This is a genomic window from Williamwhitmania sp. (genome assembly GCA_035529935.1).
Classification (GTDB): Bacteria; Bacteroidota; Bacteroidia; order Bacteroidales; family Williamwhitmaniaceae; genus Williamwhitmania.
On record DATKVT010000117.1, the window covers coordinates 19,173 to 38,814 of the forward strand.

Genomic DNA, 19,642 nt, shown 5'->3' on the forward strand with positions numbered 1-19,642 from the left:
ACTATCTTTTTGTGCAAACTACCTGATTGCTGAACTTTAAATTAATAGACTTATAGGTATTCCATCCAACGGACGGTAAACCTATTTGATAAAAGGCATAAAGTTTACTTAACTTGTAGGTAAAGTTCTCTAGCCCACCCATCTGTATCGATTCATTTCCCACTCTTGTATAAAACTCAATATCATGATTTCCAGCAACAAATACTTGCTGAATTTGAGCCTTCCAAAAATCGTGATCATTCACATACTTGGCAAACCGATACATCATTACCAATAGCGGTACAGGTGCTCCCTCTTCCGCTGGAACCAAATCCTTAATATTTTTAACTCCTCCTGGATAATCAATATTCCCGTTGGCTACAAATACATGTGCAGTGTAGCTACTGGAAAATGGGAAAATAAAACCATCCTCATCGATGTAAAAGCTGTTGCCATCGTGTGGAATCACCCGGATTATTGGATTACGCTGCGTAACGTCAATTCGAAGCAGACCATCAGCACCTGCATATACCTCCAAGTTCCCAATGGTTTTTAGCATCTCCAACTTTTGTTCCAGAAGGCTAGTATTAATGCTCCAAATGGGCTGTCCCACAATTTTAAAACCAGAGTTAGCCAGCATGTTGGACACATCGCGAGAGGAGACAAAGCGGTTGGTTACACTATCGCGAATATAAATTCTAACACCCATGCAGGTAACCTCACTCATCTTGGCGGAAGAAAACGATAGCGCCGCCACTAGGTAGGTAATAATCCCTATCCAGGCCGCCATTAACCGTATACGGTTCCACTTTATCGAATTCATTGCGAATACTTTTTCTCCAACATTTGCTCAACAGGGGTTACCAGCTTATCAATATCACCGGCACCCATCATTATTAGTACCTCTAAATCGTCCCGCTCAGCGAGCAATCTCATTAATGCATCCTTGCTTACCAGCTGCTTTTTTGAAATTGAAATCATATCGAGCAGCAGCATCGAACTCACACCAGTGATAGGTTCCTCCCTTGCTGGGTAAATATCGAGCAAGTAAAGCTCATCGAGCAAACTTAGACTTGCAGCAAAATCGCTAGCCAAGTCTCTTGTTCTTGTAAATAGATGCGGTTGAAACACGCCAGTAACTTGTTTACCAGGAAAGGCTTCCCTCATGGCAGCGATAGCTGCACGAAGCTCTACCGGGTGATGCGCATAATCGTCAACCAGCACCACATCATCTTGCTTAAAGCGAATGTCGAACCTCCGGCGAACCCCCTTAAACGAGGCAATACCAACGCGAAGTTCTTCAGCCGAGATACCGCCCAGTAACGCTAATGCTGAAGCTGCCACAGCGTTTTCCATGTTCACGTGACCAGGCAAATGGAGTTGAAGGTCGCTAATTATCCCCTGGGGTGTTACTAGGTCGAATATGGAAACACCATTTTCAAGCCTGATCGATTGAGCATAATAATCACACTTCTGGTGGAGTGAATACCGGTAAACAGCAATGTCCGTCCTATCGATTTCGACACTAACACCCATTTTAATTACAACAGCGCCACCAGCTTTTACTTGGGCCACAAATTGAGAAAATGCAAGTGCAATTGCCTCATAGGTTTGGTATATATCAAGATGGTCGGCATCGATGGAAGTAATAACGGCATAGTCAGGGAAAAGTCTCAAGAATGATCGATCGTACTCATCGGCCTCAACTACCAAGTTATGTGATCCACCGCCAGCCAAAAAATTTGTTCCATAGTTTTTTGAAATGCCGCCCAGAAAAGCACCACATCCCAATCCTCCAGCTGTTAGTAAGTGCGCTACAAAAGTGGTAATTGTTGTTTTTCCATGAGTTCCCGAAACGGCAATGGTGCGCTTCCCCCTTGATAGTTCACCCAGCACCTCCGACCGTTTTAATACCATAAAGCCTTGACTTCGGAACCAATTCAGCTCCAAATGGTGTGTGGGAACAGCTGGGGTATAAATAACTATGGTACCCTCGGCAACCATAAACGGCTCCGGAATAAGCGCTACCTCATCGCTAAAATGAATACTCATACCCTCTGTAATCAAAGCATGGGTAAGGTCGGTAGATGTGCGGTCGTAACCGGCCACGGCCTTTCCTTCACCAGCAAAATAGCGAGCTAGGGCACTCATCCCAATGCCACCAATGCCAATTAAATAGACCCTATCAACCTTTTCGATATTCATTTTAGCTCCTTTGCAAGATTAAATACTTCTTGAGCGATGGCTGCTGCCGAGTTTGGCAACGCCAAGGCAAATATATTTTTTTTAAGCTCTGCCAACCGATTGCTATCCTTAACCAACTCAATAGCCCGAGGCATTAGCAACTTTGCAGAATCATCATCGGCAACCATTACGGCAGCGTTATGCGACACTAGCGACATGGCATTCTTGGTTTGATGATCCTCGGCCACGTTAGGTGAAGGAATCAGAATACAAGGTTTGCCTACCAAGCACAGTTCGGAAATGGTACCTGCACCAGCCCGTGAAACAACTAGATCCGCTGCTGCAAATGCAAGATCCATGCGGTATATAAAGTCGTAAGCCTTTACGTTGGGAAGGTTATAGCTGGATAGAACTCTTTTAGCATCGAAGAAGTAGCCCTTACCAGTTTGCCAGATTACCTGCACTTCGCTATGAATGAGCATATCTAAACTTCGTTCAATACTTCGATTCACCGTTTTTGCACCCAAGCTGCCACCTAAAACAAGAATGGTTGGCTTTGCCGGATCGAGGTTGAAAAACGAAATGGCCTCTCCTTTCAATTCATCCACTTTTTCCCTGTTAAGGTCGGCCCTTACAGGATTCCCCGTAAGCAATATTTTCTGCTTTGGAAAGAACTTCTCCATTCCCTCGTAGGCGACGCAAATCTTACTTGCCTTTTTTGCCAGCATACGATTTGTAATGCCAGCAAAGCTATTCTGTTCCTGGATGAGAGTTGGAATGCCCATTCGTGAAGCGGCGTATAGTGTAGGGCCACTGGCGTAACCACCAACCCCAACCACTACATTAGGTTTGAACTCCCTGATTATCTTTCGTGCAATCCTCAGGCTGCGGTAAAACTTGATCGGAACGGCTAAATTTTTGAGCGTCAGCTTGCGCTGAATTCCCACAACGGGCAACCCAACAATTTTAAATCCTGCAGAGGGAACCTTCTCCATCTCCATTCTACCCTCCGCGCCCACAAATAATATCTCAGCATCAGGATCGGCAACCTTAACCGCCTGAGCAATTGAAATGGCAGGAAATATATGCCCACCGGTTCCTCCACCGCTAACTATTAACCGTAGCCCCATTATCATCAGTAATTACATTATTATCCTTTTCGTCCAAGCTGCGACTCACGCTTAAAATTATGCCAAGTGCAACGCTGGTAAATATGAGTGAGCTGCCACCCATGCTCACCATGGGTAACGGCTGACCAGTTACAGGAAATAGGTGAACTGCCACTGCCATATTCACAAGTGCCTGAAAAACGAGGAGCAGGGTAAGCCCAATGGCCAGGAATGCTGGAAAAGTTCGCTTACTCTTACGCACAATTAGCCCGGCACGAAACAGTAGAATCAAGTATAAAAAGAGCACAAAGATGCCTCCAACAACTCCATATTCTTCAATGATTATTGCATAAATGAAGTCGGAATATGGGTGAGGCAAATAGTTCCGTTGGGTACTATTACCCGGACCCTTACCCAAAATTCCACCGGTGGCAATTGCAATTTTTCCCTGCTCTACCTGGTAGCCAACCCCGCCATTGCCATTTCCGTCAACAAAGTTTTCAATTCTATGCTTCCATGTCCCAATACGATTTCCCAGCGGTGTTTTTGCTGCTACCAGTATAAATAATCCAAAAGCAACAACGCTTATGCCAAAAACCATTGCAAGGTGTTTTATGCTGATTCGTCCAACAAAAAGCAGCGTGGTGCAGGTTAGTCCGAGTAGGGCAGCAGTAGAGAAGTTGGCGGGAAGAATTAGCAAACATACCAAACCTATGCGGAGTATGAGTGGAAGAAATGTCTCCTTGAGATTTTTAATCTGGTCCTGCTTCTGAGCCAACGTTCTTGCAACATACATAATTAGCGCCAACTTTGCTAAGTCGGAGGTTTGAACGGTAAAGCCCAGACCTGGAATTACTAGCCAACGGGAAGCATCGTTTAGGTTAGCACCAAAAAGTAAAGTAACTAGTAAAAGCGGTATACTAAGGAATAGTAGCAGCTGGGCAAACTTCGAAAATATGCGGTATGGAAGAAGATGCGTCATGTAGATTATCATAAAACCGACGCCCAAAAACATCAGCTGCTTCATGAAGTAAAAGGTCGTGTTGCCCCCTTTAAGCCTATATGCCAACGAACCAGTAGCAGAATACACAACCAGCAGCGATACAATCGTCAGCAAGAAGGCCACCATCCAGATCACCTTGTCTCCCTTAAAATATGTTGCTAGAACATTCTTCACTGTTTTTTCATAGGTTATATATTCAACACCAATTCATTCTTGCCCTACTTCCGAACTAACTTTACTGTCCCATATCAAGCAAGATATATTACAACTTCCGAGTTGCCTCCTTAAATTTTCTGCCCCTATCTTCATAGTTCTCAAACAGGTCGAAGCTTGCGCAAGCTGGTGACAACAGTACGGTATCGCCCTTAAAAGCCAACGCATAGGATTGCTTTACGGCCTCCTCTGCCGACATGGTGTCCACAATAGTGGGGACCACACCCTCAAATGCAGCGTGAATTTTGGTATTGTCTACCCCAAGGCAAACAATGGCCTTCACCTTATTTTTTACCAACTCCATTAGCTCAGCATAATCGTTGCCCTTATCAATGCCGCCCACAATCCAAACCACTGGGGTTGTCATGCTTTCGAGCGCATACCAGGTAGAGTTGATGTTTGTGGCCTTGGAATCGTTAATAAAGGTTACACCTCTAACCTTAACTACTGGTTCCAAACGGTGTTCAACACCCTGAAAATCAGCGAGACTTTGACGAATAAACTCCTTGCGGAGGTGTAGCACATGGCCGGCTATTGCAGCAGCCATGGAGTTGTAAACATTATGCTTACCTTTTAATGCCAGCTCTTCGATACTCATAGTGAATTCAGAGTTGTTATATTTTACATGTATTGCTTTCCCATCGCAAACGGCACCCTGAGTCAATTCCCCATTCAATGTAAAGGGAAGTAACTCAGCACCGATCTTGTATTCCGGAAGGTACCTCATCGTCTCAGGATCATCGGAGCAGTAGATAAAGGCATCACCCTTATGCATATTCTGGGTAATTCTAAACTTCGACCTCGAATAATCTTCCATCCTATAATTATACCTGTCCAAGTGGTCAGGTGTAATGTTCATTAAAATGCCGATGTCGGCCTTGAACTTGTACATACCATCGAGCTGAAAGCTGCTCAGCTCAATCACGTAGTAATCAAAATGCTCCAGCGCTACCTGCAACGCAAAACTCTTTCCAATATTTCCGGCCAATCCCACATTTAGTCCTGCCTTCTGGAGCATGTGATAAATAAGGCTAGTGGTGGTAGTTTTGCCATTGCTGCCGGTTATGCATATCGTTTTAGCTGAGCAATACCGTCCGGCAAACTCAATTTCAGAAATTATTGAAATGCCCTTGGCCCTAATTTCCTTGACAACTTGAACCTTTTCTGGAATGCCGGGGCTCTTTACCACCTCATCGGCATTAAGAATTTTATCCAAGGTGTGCTGCTTTTCCTCCCAAATGATGCCGTAGCTGTTGAGCAGATCTTTATACTCAGCCTTAATCTCACCAAAATCGGATACGAACACATCAAGTCCCTTTAGCTTGGCCAACACTGCCGACCCAGCCCCACTTTCACCCGCACCCAATACTACCAGCCTCATAGCTTACCGTATTTTGAGAGTTACAATGGTTACAACTGCAAGTATCATCCCGATAATCCAGAACCGGGTAACAATTTTTGGCTCTGGATATCCCTTCTTTTGGTAATGGTGATGAAGAGGTGCCATCAGGAAGATTCTTCGTCCTTCGCCATACTTGCGCTTAGTGCGCTTAAAGTAGCTCACCTGCAGCATTACCGAAATGCTCTCTACAAAGAACACCCCGCACAGAATGGGAATTAACAGCTCCTTCCGAATCATGATTGCAAACACAGCAATGATGCCACCTAGGGCGAGGCTACCGGTATCGCCCATAAAAACCTGCGCCGGAAAAGAGTTATACCATAGGAATCCAATGGTAGCCCCAATCATGGCTGCCATAAATACAACCAACTCTCCCGAATGTGGAATGTACATTATGTGCAGGTAGTCGGCATAAATTACGTTACCCGATAGGTAGGCGAAGATACCTAGGGTAACCCCAATGATGGCGGAAATTCCAGTTGCCAATCCATCGAGCCCATCGGTTAGATTCGCCCCATTGGAAACGGCAGTTACAATAAATATACAGGCCAACACATATACCACCCATGCCCACTTTTCTGCCTTTTCAGTTGGCAAGAAAAAAAGCACATCGGCATAATTAAACTCATTATTTTTAAAAAAGGGGATGGTTGTTTGAGTTGTTTTTTTTTCGGGGGTCAAAAATACCGTTCGCTGCTCACCAGCTGCAGCGCCATCAACCACCTCAACTTCGGAGCCGGGGCTTACCTTGGTAGTTCTCTCTCGAATAACCACGTCATTGCTCAAAAACAATGTAAGGCCAACCATGAGACCAAGAACAATTTGCCCAAGAATCTTCATCCTCCCTGGAAGTCCCTCCTTGTGCTTGCGGAATACCTTAATGTAGTCATCGGCAAAACCGACCATTCCCATCCAAATGGTTGCAGCAATCATTAAGAGAATGTATATGTTGCCTAAATCACCAAGTAATAATGTCGGTATTAGGATGGCCAAAATTATGATTAGCCCGCCCATGGTTGGCGTTCCCTTCTTCTGCATTTGCCCTTCCAGGCCAAGGTTACGAATTTCCTCTCCAATCTGCTGCCTCTGCAAATACCGAATCATCTTCTTACCAAAAAATAGGGTAAAAAGGAGTGAGATGATAATGGCAAGTGCCGACCGAAACGAGAGGTAGTGAAACAACCTCGCTCCCGGGAAGTCGAGCTTTTCTAAATAGCTGAACAGATAGTATAGCATAACCTAGTACTTATAAACTTTCAAAAATATCTCGTAATACTTCTTTGTCGTCAAAGTGATGCTTAACACCACCTATCTCCTGATAATTCTCGTGCCCTTTACCAGCCACCAGCACAATGTCGCCAGGGTGAGAGAGCATGCACGCAGTTTTTATTGCCTCCTTGCGGTCTACTATTACTAGCACGCGACCAACTACATCGTCGGGAATGCCAGCCTTCATATCTTCCAAAATATCTTCCGCCTTTTCGAAGCGAGGATTATCGGATGTTAAAACCACCATATCGCTGCCTTCTGCGGCTATGCAAGCCATTTCAGGTCGTTTGGTTTTATCGCGGTTTCCACCTGCGCCAACCACGGTGATAAGTTTCTGCTCTGGCTTTCGAATTTTGTTTATGGTAGATATCACATTATCCAGCGCATCTGGTGTATGGGCATAGTCCACAACCGCGGTTATCTTTTGCCTCGAGCGAACGTATTCAAACCGTCCTGAAACAGGTGTCATAAGGCTCAGAGCAGTTAGCATCTCCTCTCGGCCAAACCCAAGCAAACGTCCAGCAGAGTATACCGACAGCAAGTTGTAAGCATTAAATTCACCAATAAACCGAGTCCAAACATCAATCCCATCAATGTTAAGCTGCATACCCTCAAAGTCGTGCTCAACTATACGGCACTTGTACTCTGAGGCTGATCGAAGCGAGTAGGTATGGATTGATGCCTTGGTATTCTGCACCATCACTTTTCCGTTTCGATCGTCAATATTGGTGAGGGCAAACGCATCGGAAGGAAGATTATCAAAAAAACGCTTCTTTGCCTTAATATACTCTTCAAAGGTCTTGTGATAATCGAGGTGATCGTGGGTAATGTTGGAGAAAATGGCGCCGGCAAACTTTAAGCCTGCAATTCTCTGCTGAATAATGGCATGAGAGCTCACCTCCATGAAGCAAAATGAGCATCCTAAATCTACCATTTGGCGCAGTAGCTCGTTGATTTTCACTGCATCGGGCGTGGTATGGGTGGCGTCCACCACAGTGCCATCAACATAGTTCACAACAGTAGAAAACAAGCCAGCTTTGTAGCCCAGCTTCCGCGCCGCATCGTAAAGCAGCGTTGCCGTGGTTGTCTTTCCATTTGTACCTGTAACGCCAACCAGCCGCAAGTCGTGAGATGGGAAATTGTAAAATGCTGCGGCAATTAGACCTAGCGCCTCCTCGGAGTGTCTTACCTTGACGTAAGTAACCCCTTTTTGTATTTCTGCTGGTAGCTCCTCACACACAATAGCCTTTACTCCCTTGCCAACAACTTCATCTATGTATGCATGACCATCGTGTTGGGTACCTCTTACGGCAACGAAGAGCATCCCCTCTTCCGCCTTTCTCGAGTCGAAAATGATGCCTTTTATATCAACATGGCGCGATCCCTTAACGGTGACTACGTCAACCTGCTTGAGTAAATATGATAGCAACATTGTTTCCATTATCCCAATGAGATAAAAATTTCATTTCCCCTAATTACACGTGTTCCAGGCTGAAGTGATTGGCTCTTTACAGTTCCTTTACCGCTAAAGCGAACTCGCAGTCCTGCATTCTCCAGCAGGAAGAGGGCATCCTTCAATCCCATATCTACAACATTTGGAACTAGATTATTAATAATTGAACGTTTGCTAAGTTCAACCTCCTTATCCTTACTCTTTGTATTAACCCACGTGGAGGTTACACCATCGTCAGAGAATGGAATGTTGAGATCATCAAAAACCTCGTTAAGATCGGGCCTATATCCTCCTTGTGAAACGGGAATATCCACTGGCTTTACCGAATGGCTTATGGGCTCCTGCCACTCCAAACTTTTAGCGTAAACCTTATCGGCAATCTCCTTGAAAATAGGGCCTGCTACCACGTTGCCGTAGTAAACGTCGTTGGAGGGTGAGTTTACAACCACTATGCAGCTATACTTTGGATTATCGGCAGGAAAATATCCAACAAAAGAAGCTTGATAGCTCTTTGCTCCCTGGTAGGCATATCCACCACTTCCCCTTGCAATTTGAGCAGTTCCCGTTTTGCCAGCAATGGTATAAACGCTATTCTTGAGGTTTTTGGCCGTTCCATGTTCCACCACCCCTTCCAGTACTTGTCGCACTTTACGAAGGGTTGAGCGGGAGCATATACTAGACGATATAACTTCGGGGCTAAAAGTTCTTACGGTATTACCATGCCGCTGCAACGACTTCACAAAAAGGGGTTTAACCATCTTACCACCATTGGCAATAGCATTGTAAAACGTCAATAGTTGCAATGGGGTAATCCTTACCTCATACCCAATGGCCATCATTGGTAACGAAACGCCAGACCAATACTTGTCGCCGGGGTATTTAATTTCGGGTACTGCTTCACCTTTTATCTGTAGCCCAAGCGGCTCATTCAACTTCATCGCATATAATCTGTCGATAAAACTTTTTTCCCTACCCTTATAATACTCAATCATTAGCTTGGCCACCCCAACGTTCGATGATTGCTCAAAAACCTGCTGCACCGTGAGCTTACCCAGACCCCCTTCATGGGCATCCACAATCCATTTGTCGAAGTAGAGAAAGCGTCCATTTTTGGTATCTACCGTATCGCTAAGTTTAACATAACCATCCTCAAGTAGGGAGATGAGCGCTGCAAGCTTAAAAGTCGATCCAGGCTCAGTGCTTTCACCAATTGCGTAGTTAAAAGCCTCCGTATAGCTGCCATCGGAAGAGCGTTTTAGGTTGGCTATGGCCCTAATCTCACCGGTGCTAACCTCCATGAGTATTACTGAACCATGGTCGGCATTATGGCTGACAAGCTGGCGACGAAGCGCATTCTGGGCAACGTCCTGTAGGTCGATGTCTAGGGTGGTAACAACATCGGTACCATCAAGCGGGCTAACATCTTCCTCGCTATTTACCGGTATCCACATTTTACCTGCAATGCGCTGGGTAAGCACTAATCCGGCCTGCCCTTTCAACTCGTGATTGAATGCGCCCTCAATACCAACGGCAACTCCGTTTTCGTTTACCCCCCCAATGGTTCTCGCAGCAAGGTAATCGTTGGGGCGTATGCGCTTATCGGTCTGAATGGGCATAAACCCTCCCACATTCTTTGGTAATCTTAACAACGGAAAAGTCATCAGACGCTTAAGTTCAATGTAGTTTACCAATCGTGAGTTAAGCAGAAAATATCGCGATCCTTTGTCAAACCGACGAGCATTTACCAGCAGGGAACGATAGCTGAATGGTGACCTATCCTTAAACATGTTGGATAAACAAAGCGCTAATGAATCGACCTTTTCGTAGAATATCTCATCGGTTAAGCCTGCGGCTCGAAGATCCATACGCAGTTCATAGTAGGGAACCGAGGTAGCCAGTAGCCTCCCCTCATCGTCTAAAATATCTCCCCTATTAGGATAAATTGGTACCTGACGAAAGGTAATCTCCTCAGCCTTTTGGCGCAGGGCACTACCTTCAACAAATTGGATATAGAGCACCTTGGCTATGATGACGAGTCCCACCAACAGCACAAAAAAGTAGACTAAGGCTACTCTCCAAACAACATCCGATTTAATTGAAGCTCCCATAATTTACCAAACCGACTTTTTTATTATTTGTGGTGGTTTTACCGACTCTTCTAAACCCAATCCCTGCTGCTTTACCATACGAGCAACCTCAGATTGCTTGCTGATATTCATCAACTCTGCTGCAGTGGTTATACTTTCGGAACGTAAATTTTCAACCTCCTTTTGCAACTTTGTACTTTCACTTACAATGCGTTCTGTGCGATACCTATTTCCTATATACACCAAGGCCATGAATACCAAAAAAACAATGTAGGGAAGTTGCCCAGTTACGGCCTCCTTCGCTAACATACTTCCGGTCATAATATCCTTCAAAGGGTTTGATTTCTTCTTCGCCTTTTTAGATTCCTCCGGTTCTTTCTCAAACTCAACTTGCTCTTCTTTCCCTAACATATGGTCAAACCTTTTTTACTACCCGCATACGTGCACTGCGCGAACGCGAATTTTGCTGCTGCTCCTCTTCCGACGGTTCTATGGACTTGCGTGTAATTAGCACAAATGGCACAGTTGCCTTGCCAAAGAAATCCTTTTGGGTTACACCATCCACATTACCAGCCTTCATGTAGTTCTTAACGAGCCTATCCTCGAGCGAATGGTAGGTAATAACCACCAACCTACCGTCATGCTCCAATATTTTTCCAGTCTGCTCCAGCATCAAGGCTAAGCTATCCAGCTCACCGTTTACCTCTATTCTTATTGCCTGAAATACCTTTGCCAAAAATTTGTTAGCATTCATTCTGGGGGTTGCTGGTTCCAGCACCTTCATCAACTCCTCTATGGTGGCTATGTAGCCCATCCCCCGTCCTTCAACAATAAGGTGAGCCACTCGCCTCGGGTTTTCAACCTCGCCGTATTCCTTCAAAATATAGGTGAGGTTCTCCACCGTGTAACCATTGACCACATCCTTTGCCGACACCAAGGCTTCTGGATTCATGCGCATATCAAGCGCTCCCGAAAATCGGAATGAAAAGCCACGTTCTGGAGTATCGATATGGTGAGAGGAGATACCAAGATCGGCAAGAATACCATTCACCCGTTCCACTCCATGGTAGCGGAGAAAACCGCGCATGAACTTGAAATTCCCACGAATTAGCGTTAGGCGTTTGTCATTGGGCTTATTGGCAATGGCATCAGAGTCTTGATCGAACGCGTATAGCCTGCCCTTGCGGCCCAACCTCTTCAATATTTCGGCCGAGTGACCGCCACCTCCAAACGTTAGGTCTACATAAGTGCCATCAGGCTTTATGTCAAGAGCGTCCACGCTCTCCTTCAAAAGAACCGGAACATGGTAGCTCATAGGGCAATTTTATTGATTTAAACCTCCAAGAATTGTTTCGGCAAGGGTTGCAAAATCCTGTTCGGCCTGTCTCACTCCTTCGTAGCGCTCTCTATCCCAAATCTCAACCTTTCCGTCTTGACCAGCCAGCACCAACTCCTTTCCTGCTTCAATAAGTTCCAGCAGTCGCTTCGGTAATAATAGCCTTCCACCGGCATCCATCTGCACCTCAGCAGTCCCTCTAAAAAACTCCCGCAAAAAAGTATTGTGCTGCTTGTTGTATGGATTTACACTCTCCTTAATCAAGCGGCATTGACGCTCCCACTCCTCTCCGGGGTAAAGCACCAGGCACTTCTCAAAAATATCCTTCTTGACAACAAATTGATCAGGCGTTGACGATGAGGCAAGCTGCTTCTTAAAGGCAGCTGGGAGTAACACCCTGCCCTTTTCGTCAGCCTTGCATACATAATCACCTATAAATGTTGCCATTGTTTCTTATATACTTAGAAAGTAAAACTACGACAAAAATATCCACTTTCTCACACATTCTCCCACTTTTCCCCACATTGTTGATAACTTTTTGTCCCACTGAAACTGCTGATTAGTAAGCGTGAATATCTAAAGACCTTTGTTTACTTGCCATTGAGAATATGTGAAACATCCAAAGAGAAAAATTTTAACTTTGTTGGCTAAACAATATAATTTATGAGTCAAATCTTTGAAGGCGAGCCAAAAAAAGGGGTGGAAGAGGTAAAATTCCTTGACGTGGAAGAGATTATCAAAAAGAAAAACCCTAAGCTACTCAAACTTCTACCTGGTTTTTTGATTCGATACCTCAAGCGCGTGATCCATCAGGATGATCTTAATGGCATTCTGCAACGCCATGGCCACCTTCATGGAATTGATTTTGTGAACGGCTCCTTGGCCGATATGGGTATAACCTATACTGTTTATGGCCTTGAGAATATTAACCCCGATGGTCGTTACATTTTTGTTTCAAACCACCCTCTTGGGGGGCTAGATGGTCTTGTCTTCATGAGCGAACTACGAAAACACTACTCCGATATTCGGTTTGTGGTGAACGATCTGCTGATGAACGTAAGGCAGCTGCGCGAGCTGTTTATTCCGGTTAATAAACTCGGTGGACAGACTACCAGCTATGCAAAGGCCATTGAAGAAACATACGCCTCCGAGGCTCAGGTGCTATACTTCCCCGCAGGATTATGCTCCCGAAAGGTAAAGGGTCAGATCCTTGATCTAGAATGGAAAAAGAACTTCGTGAGCAAGGCTGTTAAGCACCACCGCGATATAGTACCGGTTTTCTTCTCCGGTCGAAATTCCAACTTCTTCTACAACCTTGCAAATTTTCGTAAACTTTTGGGGGCCAAGGCGAACATAGAAATGCTTTACCTTGTTGATGAAATGTTTAAGCAACGGGGAAAGAAACTTTCGTTGGTTATAGGTAAGCCCATACCTTACCAAACATTTTCCAGTGAAAAGTCGGCCCAAGAATGGACTAACTGGATAAGAGAAAAGGCTTATGGCCTTGCAAATACGCAACCAAAATGAACCTAACTTACAATTTATAAGCATTAACCAAGCATTTGAATGGGTTGATTTTATTGCGCGATATAAACTTTACATGAATTTTTAACCCTCAATTGCACAAGGCCTACAAAAAATATGTAGGTTTAAAAAAATAATTTCTATGGAACCGATTATCCCACCAGTAGACAAAATGCTGATAATAAAGGAGCTGACGCGGGAGAAATTTTTGCGCAGAACCAATAATGGTGGCAACAAGCTATACATTGTAACGGCACACGATTCGCCCAACATTATGCTGGAGATTGGCCGGCTGCGGGAACTCTCCTTCAGAGCAGCCGGTGGTGGCACTGGCAAGAGTATCGACGTTGACCCGTTCGATTCAAGCGAAAATCCATACAAGCAGCTCATAGTTTGGGACCCTAAGGATAAGGAGATTCTTGGAGGCTACCGCTACCACGTATTGAGTAGTAAGCATGATCAGATGAACATTGCCACCTCCGAACTTTTTCAATTTTCCGACAAGTTTCAGGAGGAGTATCTGCCCCACATGATTGAGTTGGGCCGTTCATTTGTTCAGCCAAACTACCAAAGCACCGGGCGTATAGGAAAAGGCATTTGGGCATTGGATAACCTATGGGATGGCATTGGTGCCCTAGTGGTGGTTTACCCCGAAATTAAATACTTCTTTGGTAAGGTTACAATGTACCGCTCCTACCACATGGAGGCCCGCAACTACATTCTATATTTTCTCGAAAAATACTTTGCCGATCACGAAAACTTGGTTATCCCCCTTCACCCGTTGGAGCTCAATATCGACAGGGAGGGCATGGCCAAGGTTTTTGTGGGTAAAACCTATGAGGAGGACTACAAAATTCTTTCGAAAACGGTGCGCGGACTAGGTGAGAATATCCCTCCCCTCATAAACGCCTACATGAATCTGTCGCCCTCCATGAAATCGTTTGGCACAGTGCTTAACCCGCACTTTGGCGATGTGGAGGAGACGGGTATCCTAATTACCATTAACGATATCTACCTGAAGAAGGTGGAGCGGCACATAAAAACCTTTTTCCGCCGCCCTCGCCTACTAAGGCCACGGCAACGACCACTTCTCAACGATTAGATAGTAAGGATATAAAAAGAAAGGGCTGCCCCGAATGGGGTGGCCTTTTTTATTGATACCCCTTAAAAAAGTAACATAAATCACTTTTATACACTCACTTATGTCATAACCAGCATCTTGGCTTAATGCTTCTTTTGTCACCAATTTTCGCCACTATTTTGGCTAGTTCCAACCTTTAGCCGACAATAACCATCATTAGTCATTAACATCTTTATTTTGCTCAAAGTGAGGTTAACCTTACGCAAATATTGGCGTTAACACTATATAACAATTATTAACACTAATCCGCCCCAGTTATGAATTTTTCAAATCTATCAATCAGAGCAAAGCTCTTCTTCGGTTTTAGCCTACTCCTTTTTATGGCCATGCTGGTAGGGCTTTTTGGCTACAATGGACTGCACAAGATTCAAACGCAGGAAGTTGTTATCGACGAAATTACTAAAGTGGAAGCCAATCTTCTCTATGCAAGGTTGAGCACCCGCTCATACATGGCGCTCCAGCAGGAGAGCTGGGCCACTGAGGCCAAGAATGCGCTGGCCGACGCCGAAGCAAGTATAAGCCATCTTCAGGCAGTTCTAGTGGATCAAGAGAAACTAGCAAATATTGGTAAGTTAAAGTCCTCCATAGACGCATATAGCGATGGACTCACCGACATTATCGCCTCGGTAAAGCAGCAGCAAGAGCAGCAAGCCAAGATGAAGGAACTATATCTGAAGGTTATTGCCATTGCCAAAGACAACAAGGCAGTAGCTGGTTCGCAACCTTTTAGCCTATTCCTACAAGCAAAGGTGAGCGAAGGAGCCTTCACCCGATTCCTTAACCAAGACGATAAGGATTCTTGGCTTAGCGATGTGGACCGCGCCGTTGCCATAGCCGAAAGTTCAAAGAGTCCCATCACCACCTTACTCAACGAGTATAAGCAGCAAGCACAAATTATGTCTAGTGCAGTGGTGAACCAAAAAACCGCAGAGAACAAGCAGGTGCAATACGGTGCTATAGCCAAGCAGATTACTGGCGATGAAAGTGCAGCAGTAAAAGCCGAAACCCAAAAAATGGTAGTTTCAGCCACCACTGGTATTCTATCCATATTCCTTATCTCCTTGCTTGTTGGCCTGTTCCTATCGGCCTACATTGTTCGACAGATTATGGGTGCCATACGGCAGTCGCTAGACTTGGCCGAGGAGGTTTCGCAGGGTAACCTGATGGTGACCTTGGACGAAACTATGCTCCAGCGCAAAGACGAGATGGGCAAGCTGATGCAGGCCCTCAACCATATGGTTATTAAGCTCCGCGACATTGCCGAAAACATTACTTCCGGTGCCGACAACATTGTTCAGGCCAGCACCCAAATGAGCGATGCCTCCCAACAGATGTCGCAGGGGGCCTCCGAGCAAGCTTCCGCCGCCGAGGAGGTTTCGTCGTCGATGGAGCAGATGGCCGCCAACATTGAACAGAACACCGACAACTCGCAGCAGGCCGAAAAGATTGCCATTATGGGCACCGCCTCCCTGCGCAAGAGCAACGAGGCGGTAATGCAGGCCATTGCTGGCATGAAGGAGATTGCCGAAAAGGTTTCCATCATCTCCGACATTGCCTTCCAAACAAACATTTTGGCCCTTAACGCCGCCGTGGAAGCTGCCCGCGCAGGAGAGCACGGCAGAGGATTTGCCGTGGTAGCAGCCGAGGTGCGCAAGCTAGCTGAGCGGAGCCGTGTAGCTGCCGATGAAATCAACCGGCTATCATCCCGCGGGGTTACCACCTCCGACGAAGCTGGAAAGATGCTCAACGAGCTGGTTCCAGAAATAGAGAAAACTGCTAAGCTGGTTCAGGAAATAAGCGCTGCAAGCCTTGAGCAAAACTCCGGTGCCTCGCAGATAAACAACGCCATTCAGCAGCTGAACCAGGTAACCCAGCAGAACGCCGCCTCCAGCGAGGAGCTAGCCACCAGCTCCGAGGAGCTAGCCAGCCAGGCAGAGCAGCTGAAGGATACCATTGCGTTCTTCCGCATTGAAACTGAAGTAAGAAAATCATTTGGATCAACCCACGCTGCACCCAAACACGTGGCTACTCCAACTCCAAGGCCAGTAGCACACACCCAGCACAAGCCGGCAAGCGTGGCTCCAAAGGGTAAAGGATACAACCTCGGGCTTTCCGAGACTAGCGATAATGCCTACGAGAAATTCTAACACGTAGCGTGTACTTTTCCGAAGGGTGGCCCCACAACAGGGGTCACCCTTTTTCTTTTGGGCCTTGATCAAGGCAAGAAACTTGATGGCTATTCTACAATAATTGGCCACATCTTGGCTGACAAAGCATTTCGGCAATAGAGCTGAACACCGATACTGTATCCTTCTGAAAAAGAGTGGTTAACGTTGGTTAACAATCCTTAACAAGTTTTAACGCCTAGCATTGAATTTGTATGCACGTAATCAGTTTATTAGCGCTATACTACTGCCCGAATAAAAAAAGTTGAAAGCCTAGTAATCTGCCAAGCAACCCCTCCAAGTCGACGTTTATTCGCCAACTATATATTCACGTAAATCCCTACTCATTCTATGCAATTTTCAAATCTATCAATGAGAGCAAAGCTATATGCTGGTTTTGGCCTCATGCTTATTTTGGCCATACTGGTCGGACTTTTTGGTTACAACGGGCTGCAAAAGATTCAAACGCAGGAAACCATCGCCAGCGAAATTACAAGTGTGGAGGCCAACTTCCTCTACGCTCGGTTGAGCACACGAAGCTTTATGGCCCTTCAGCAGGACAGCTTGGCTACGGAGGCCAAAAATGCAATAGCGGCAACCGAAACCAGCAATGCCCATCTACTCTCCATCCTCGACAGCCAGGAAAAGCTGGCTAACATCAACAAGCTGAAGTCGTCCATAGAAGACTATCGGCAGGGGCTCATTGAGATCATTACCTCCGTAAAAGAGCAGCAGGCGTTGCAGGCCAAGATGAAGGAGATTTACCAGCAAATGTTGGCTATGGCCAAGGAGAAAAAGGGGTTAGAAGGAAGCCAACCGTTTGTTCTTTTCCTTCGGGCTAGGGTAAACGAGTATGAGTACTCCCGCTTCATGAAGCAGGAGGATAAGGATTCATGGATGAATGACATGAATCTCGCAGTTTCAATAGCAGGAAAATCTAAAAGCCCCATTGCTTCGCTGCTTACCGAGTATAAGCAGCAGTCCCTGCTGATGGCTGATGCCATTGTGAACCAAAAGACCACAGAAAGCAAGGAGGATGAGCTGGGCACCATAGCCAAGCAGATGGCTGGTAATGAGAGCAAGGCCGTTAAGGCTGAAACCCATCGGATGGTGGACGCCACCTCAACAACCATTCTCATCGTGTTGCTTATTTCGCTGATCACCGGTGTGCTTATGTCGGTCTACATCGTTCGGCAGGTAATGGTAGCCATACGCCAATCGCTATCCTTAGCCGAGGAGGTTTCGCAGGGCAACCTGCTGGTGTCCGTTGACAAGACCATACTACAGCGCAAAGACGAAATGGGTAAACTGATGCAGGCCCTCAACCACATGGTGGTAAAGCTGCGCGAAATTGTTCATAACATTAACGATGGAGCCAATATCATTGTTTTTGCCAGCGGCCAGATGAGCGATGCCTCCCAGCAGATGTCGCAGGGCGCTGCCGAGCAGGCCGCTGCCGCCGAGGAGGTTTCGTCGTCGATGGAGGAGATGGCCGCCAACATTGAGCAGAACAATGACAACTCACAGCAGGCAGAAAAGATTGCCATTATGGGCACCAGCTCCCTGCTTAAGAGCAACCAGGCGGTAATGCAGGCCATTGCCGGCATGAAGGAGATTGCCGAAAAGGTTTCCATCATCTCCGACATTGCCTTCCAGACTAACATCCTGGCCCTTAACGCCGCAGTGGAGGCCGCCCGCGCTGGTGAGCATGGTAGAGGATTTGCCGTGGTTGCCGCCGAGGTGCGCAAGCTGGCCGAACGGAGCCGTGTAGCCGCCGACGAAATCAACCGGCTATCCGCTCGTGGAGTTTCCACCTCCGACAATGCCGGCAAGATGCTCAACGAGCTGGTTCCCGAGATTGAGAAAACCACCAAGCTGGTGCAGGAGATAAGCGCAGCAGGTTTTGAGCAGAACTCCGGAGCTACCCAAATCAACAACGCCATTCAGCAGCTAAACCAGGTTATCCAGCAAAATTCAGCCACCAGCGAGGAGATGGCCACCAGCTCCGAGGAGCTAGCCAGCCAAGCCGAGCAGCTGAAGGATACCATTGCGTTCTTCCGCGTTGAAGCAGAAACAAAACGAGTGTTTAACTCACCCCACATGGCTCCAAAGCACCTGGTTAAGCCAAAACCAACCATGCCAAAGCTGCACCCACAGGCATTTACTGCTCCAAAGAGCAAGGGCTATAACCTTAATTTTTCGAACAGCAGCGATAGCGACTACGAAAAGTTCTAACTCCGAGCGTATATACTTCCCAAGGGAGGCTCCGTATTTGGGGTCTCCCTTTTTCTTTTTTAACATTCAAATCTGACAGTCTCCAAATCTAAAAGCAAAAAAATCCCCGGCTGTCTAGCATTCAACCGGGGATTTAGCATCAAACCCTTCAAACTTTGATAAAGAAACTACTCAAATCTGGTAGCTACTATGTTGCTACACAGTGTGGTTATCGTAAGTGGTGCTGTGCCACAATTGATTGCTTAGTAGGCCCTCTGTTTCCGCCCTTCTACAAAATTTATAAACGAAGTATTCACCACTTTGTTGCCACCGGGGGTAGGATAATCGCCGGTAAAGTACCAGTCGCCCCGGTCGTTGGGACAGGCTTGGTGTAGCCCCTCCACGGTTTGGAACACAATTTCCACCTCGGCCTTCATATCGGCAGGGTGCAGCATGTGGGCAATCTTTTTCGAAACCTCGTCGGTGGTAAAGGGGCGGTAAATCTCCTTCACGTAGTTTACCACCTCCTCCTTGGGCAGGTTTTGCTGCTCCTTGCACTTGCG

General features: G+C 46.2%; 16 protein-coding genes. 4 read left to right on the forward strand and 12 right to left on the reverse strand.

The window, feature by feature from the left end:
• Position 1: 1 nt before the first annotated feature.
• The 11 genes from VMW01_08980 to VMW01_09030 form a co-directional block, all read right to left on the reverse strand.
• On the reverse strand, positions 2-802 hold the full coding sequence (locus VMW01_08980) for a hypothetical protein (protein ID HUW06383.1): 801 nt from the start codon (positions 800-802) through the stop codon (positions 2-4).
• Positions 799-2,184: a UDP-N-acetylmuramate--L-alanine ligase gene (gene murC / locus VMW01_08985; GenBank protein HUW06384.1), complete on the reverse strand. Its 1,386-nt coding sequence runs from the start codon at positions 2,182-2,184 to the stop codon at positions 799-801. The genes VMW01_08980 and murC overlap by 4 nt, the downstream gene beginning before the upstream one ends.
• A complete protein-coding gene (gene murG, locus VMW01_08990; GenBank protein ID HUW06385.1) occupies positions 2,181-3,293 on the reverse strand; it encodes an undecaprenyldiphospho-muramoylpentapeptide beta-N-acetylglucosaminyltransferase in 1,113 nt (370 codons plus the stop codon). Before murG ends, murC begins: the two co-directional genes overlap by 4 nt.
• Positions 3,271-4,449 carry an FtsW/RodA/SpoVE family cell cycle protein gene (locus VMW01_08995; protein HUW06386.1) on the reverse strand — a complete coding sequence of 393 codons (1,179 nt, stop codon included), beginning with the start codon at positions 4,447-4,449 and terminating at the stop codon, positions 3,271-3,273. The genes murG and VMW01_08995 overlap by 23 nt, the downstream gene beginning before the upstream one ends.
• An 88-nt stretch (positions 4,450-4,537) precedes the next feature.
• Complete coding sequence (murD, locus tag VMW01_09000) at positions 4,538-5,869, reverse strand: UDP-N-acetylmuramoyl-L-alanine--D-glutamate ligase (GenBank protein ID HUW06387.1); 1,332 nt, start codon at positions 5,867-5,869, stop codon at positions 4,538-4,540.
• A gap of 3 nt (positions 5,870-5,872) precedes the next feature.
• Positions 5,873-7,126 carry a phospho-N-acetylmuramoyl-pentapeptide-transferase gene (mraY, locus tag VMW01_09005; protein ID HUW06388.1) on the reverse strand — a complete coding sequence of 418 codons (1,254 nt, stop codon included), beginning with the start codon at positions 7,124-7,126 and terminating at the stop codon, positions 5,873-5,875.
• 10 nt (positions 7,127-7,136) lie between these two features.
• Complete coding sequence (locus tag VMW01_09010; GenBank protein HUW06389.1) at positions 7,137-8,600, reverse strand: UDP-N-acetylmuramoyl-L-alanyl-D-glutamate--2,6-diaminopimelate ligase; 1,464 nt, start codon at positions 8,598-8,600, stop codon at positions 7,137-7,139.
• Positions 8,600-10,720: a penicillin-binding protein gene (locus VMW01_09015; protein HUW06390.1), complete on the reverse strand. Its 2,121-nt coding sequence runs from the start codon at positions 10,718-10,720 to the stop codon at positions 8,600-8,602. The genes VMW01_09010 and VMW01_09015 overlap by 1 nt, the downstream gene beginning before the upstream one ends.
• Positions 10,721-10,723: 3 nt before the next feature.
• Positions 10,724-11,110, reverse strand: coding sequence for an FtsL-like putative cell division protein (locus VMW01_09020; GenBank protein HUW06391.1), 387 nt, complete (start codon positions 11,108-11,110; stop codon positions 10,724-10,726).
• A gap of 4 nt (positions 11,111-11,114) precedes the next feature.
• Complete coding sequence (gene rsmH, locus VMW01_09025) at positions 11,115-12,014, reverse strand: 16S rRNA (cytosine(1402)-N(4))-methyltransferase RsmH (GenBank protein HUW06392.1); 900 nt, start codon at positions 12,012-12,014, stop codon at positions 11,115-11,117.
• Positions 12,015-12,023: 9 nt separating this feature from the next.
• On the reverse strand, positions 12,024-12,482 hold the full coding sequence (locus tag VMW01_09030) for a hypothetical protein (protein ID HUW06393.1): 459 nt from the start codon (positions 12,480-12,482) through the stop codon (positions 12,024-12,026).
• 216 nt (positions 12,483-12,698) lie between these two features.
• Between VMW01_09030 and VMW01_09035 the strand changes: the two genes are divergently transcribed.
• The 4 genes from VMW01_09035 (at position 12,699) to VMW01_09050 (ending at position 19,100) form a co-directional block, all read left to right on the forward strand.
• Complete coding sequence (locus tag VMW01_09035) at positions 12,699-13,562, forward strand: 1-acyl-sn-glycerol-3-phosphate acyltransferase (GenBank protein HUW06394.1); 864 nt, start codon at positions 12,699-12,701, stop codon at positions 13,560-13,562.
• Positions 13,563-13,701: 139 nt separating this feature from the next.
• Complete coding sequence (locus tag VMW01_09040; GenBank protein ID HUW06395.1) at positions 13,702-14,661, forward strand: GNAT family N-acyltransferase; 960 nt, start codon at positions 13,702-13,704, stop codon at positions 14,659-14,661.
• Between the two features lie 296 nt (positions 14,662-14,957).
• Positions 14,958-16,847, forward strand: a complete 1,890-nt coding sequence (locus tag VMW01_09045; protein ID HUW06396.1) for a methyl-accepting chemotaxis protein — start codon at positions 14,958-14,960, stop codon at positions 16,845-16,847.
• A gap of 390 nt (positions 16,848-17,237) precedes the next feature.
• Positions 17,238-19,100, forward strand: coding sequence for a methyl-accepting chemotaxis protein (locus VMW01_09050; protein HUW06397.1), 1,863 nt, complete (start codon positions 17,238-17,240; stop codon positions 19,098-19,100).
• A 242-nt stretch (positions 19,101-19,342) separates the two neighbouring features.
• Here VMW01_09050 and VMW01_09055 read toward each other — a convergent pair.
• The coding region (locus VMW01_09055; GenBank protein HUW06398.1) for a hypothetical protein at positions 19,343-19,642 on the reverse strand (300 nt) is incomplete at its 5' end.